Here is a 3319-nt window from a genome sequence, read left to right on the forward strand (position 1 = left end):
GGCCCTCCGTGTGGGGGCTGGGAGTCTGCCAGGCATGGCCTGGCTCCACATACCGCTGGTCCTGAGGGGCTGGGTTTGGTGTGGGGCGGATCGGGTTGTGGGTTGGTCGTTTGTTGAGAATTGCACAGTGGACGCGAGCATCTTTGTGGTCAAGTTGTCAAGGGCGAACGGTGAATGCCTTGGCACCAGGAGCCGATGAAGGACGTGGGAGGCCGCGATAGGCCTGGGGGAGCTGTCAACCAAGCTGTGATCCCAGGGTGTCCGAATGGGGAAACCTGGCACCAGTCATGTGGTGTCACCCACACCTGAACACATAGGGTGTGTGGAGGGAACGCGGGGAAGTGAAACATCTCAGTACCCGCAGGAAGAGAAAACAATTTAGTGATTCCGTGAGTAGTGGCGAGCGAAAGCGGATCGAGGCTAAACCGGCTGCGTGTGATACCTGTCAGGGGTTGCGTGGTCGGGGTTGTGGGACCCTGCTGAACAAGCTGACACTTGTTCGAGAAGTTACAAAGTTAGTGGCTAGTCGAACAGTCTGGAATGGCTGACCGTAGACGGTGAGAGTCCGGTAGGTGAAAGTTGCTGACCTTCTGTGGGTGTTCCCGAGTAGCGGCGGACCCCTGAAATCTGCCGTGAATCTGCCAGGACCACCTGGTAAGCCTAAATACTTCCTGGTGACCGATAGCGGACAAGTACCGTGAGGGAATGGTGAAAAGTACCCCGGGAGGGGAGTGAAATAGTACCTGAAACCGTTCGCCTACAATCCGTCGGAGCCTTGCGGGGTGACGGCGTGCCTTTTGAAGAATGAGCCTGCGAGTTAGTGGCATGTGGCGAGGTTAACCCGTGTGGGGGAGCCGTAGCGAAAGCGAGTCTGAATAGGGCGATTCAGTCGCGTGTCCTAGACCCGAAGCGGAGTGATCTAGCCATGGGCAGGCTGAAGCGCGGGTAAGACCGCGTGGAGGGCCGAACCCACCAATGTTGAAAAATTGGGGGATGACCTGTGGTTAGGGGTGAAAGGCCAATCAAACTCCGTGATAGCTGGTTCTCCCCGAAATGCATTTAGGTGCAGCGTCGCGTGTTTCTTGCCGGAGGTAGAGCACTGGATGGTCTAGGGGGCCCACAAGCTTACCGAAATCAGCCAAACTCCGAATGCCGGTAAGTGAGAGCGCGGCAGTGAGACTGCGGGGGATAAGCTTCGTAGTCGAGAGGGAAACAGCCCAGATCACCAGCTAAGGCCCCTAAGCGTGTGCTAAGTGGAAAAGGATGTGGGGTCGCATAGACAACCAGGAGGTTGGCTTAGAAGCAGCCACCCTTTAAAGAGTGCGTAATAGCTCACTGGTCAAGTGGTTCCGCGCCGACAATGTAGCGGGGCTCAAGCACACCGCCGAAGCTGTGGCATTCACATTTTATCCTCGCTTGGACTTGATTCCTTGTGCAGGTGTGTGGATGGGTAGGGGAGCGTCGTGCCGCGAGTGAAGCAGCGGGGTGACCCAGTTGTGGACGCGGCACGAGTGAGAATGCAGGCATGAGTAGCGAAAGAAGGGTGAGAAACCCTTCCGCCGGATGACCAAGGGTTCCAGGGCCAGGCTAATCCGCCCTGGGTGAGTCGGGACCTAAGGCGAGGCCGAGAGGCGTAGTCGATGGACAACGGGTTGATATTCCCGTACCCGCGAAAGAGCGTCCCTGATGAACCTCGTTGTGCTAACCACCTGAACTGACTGATGTCTTCGGACGGATGTTGGGGAGGCTGGGAACCTGATGGGTAGTAGTCAAGCGATGGGGTGACGCAGGAAGGTAGCTGAGCCCGGCCGGTGGTTGTGCCGGGGTAAGCGTGTAGGCCGTGTTGTAGGCAAATCCGCAACACATGAAGGCTGAGACGTGATGCCGAGCCGATTCAGGTGAAGTCAGTGATCCTATGCTGCCGAGAAAAGCCTCTAGCGAGTTCTTAGCGGCCCGTACCCCAAACCGACACAGGTGGTCAGGTAGAGAATACCGAGGCGATCGGGCGAACTGTGGTTAAGGAACTCGGCAAATTGCCCCCGTAACTTAGGGAGAAGGGGGGCCGGAGACGTGAAGCCCCGCGCGGGTGGAGCGTTGTATGGCCGCAGAGAGCAGGGGGAAGCGACTGTTTACTAAAAACACAGGTCCATGCGAAGAAGTAATTCGATGTATATGGACTGACGCCTGCCCGGTGCTGGAACGTTAAGGGGACCTGTTAGCTCTTCGGGGCGAAGCGGAGAACTTAAGCGCCAGTAAACGGCGGTGGTAACTATAACCATCCTAAGGTAGCGAAATTCCTTGTCGGGTAAGTTCCGACCTGCACGAATGGCGTAACGACTTCCCCACTGTCTCAACCACAGGCCCGGCGAAATTGCAGTACGAGTAAAGATGCTCGTTACGCGCGGCAGGACGGAAAGACCCCGGGACCTTTACTATAGCTTGACATTGGTACTCGAATTAGCTTGTGTAGGATAGGTGGGAGCCGGTGAAGTCCATACGCCAGTATGGGTGGAGGCAATCTTGAAATACCACTCTGGTTGATTTGGGTATCTAACTTCGGACCGTTATCCGGTTCAGGGACAGTGTCTGGTGGGTAGTTTAACTGGGGCGGTTGCCTCCTAAAAGGTAACGGAGGCGCCCAAAGGTTCCCTCAGCCTGGTTGGCAATCAGGTGTTGAGTGCAAGTACACAAGGGAGCTTGACTGTGAGACTGACAAGTCGAGCAGGGACGAAAGTCGGGACTAGTGATCCGGCACTTGCGAGTGGAAGCGGTGTCGCTCAACGGATAAAAGGTACCCCGGGGATAACAGGCTGATCTTCCCCAAGAGTCCATATCGACGGGATGGTTTGGCACCTCGATGTCGGCTCGTCGCATCCTGGGGCTGTAGCAGGTCCCAAGGGTTGGGCTGTTCGCCCATTAAAGCGGTACGCGAGCTGGGTTTAGAACGTCGTGAGACAGTTCGGTCCCTATCCGCCGTGCGCGTAGGATACTTGAGAAGGGCTGTCCCTAGTACGAGAGGACCGGGACGGACGAACCTCTGGTGTGCCAGTTGTCCTGCCAAGGGCACGGCTGGTTAGCTACGTTCGGAAGGGATAACCGCTGAAAGCATCTAAGCGGGAAGCCTGCTTCAAGATGAGGTATCCCACCCCACTTTGTGGGGGTAAGGCCCCCAGCTAGACGACTGGGTTGATAGGCCGGAAATGTAAGCCCGGTAACGGGTTCAGTTGACCGGTACTAATAGGCCGAGGACTTGACTACTAAGCTGCTACGCGTCCACTGTGCAACTCTGAACGAGCGAACACCCGTGAAATGTGTCCGG

General features: G+C 56.6%; 1 rRNA gene. It reads left to right on the forward strand.

Features of this window, described 5'->3' with window-relative positions:
• Positions 1-147: 147 nt before the first annotated feature.
• A 23S ribosomal RNA gene (locus tag AB0B57_RS36720) occupies positions 148-3258 on the forward strand.
• Positions 3259-3319 lie beyond the last annotated feature (61 nt).

The organism is Micromonospora sp. NPDC049101, assembly GCF_040648675.1.
Taxonomy (GTDB): Bacteria; Actinomycetota; Actinomycetes; order Mycobacteriales; family Micromonosporaceae; genus Micromonospora.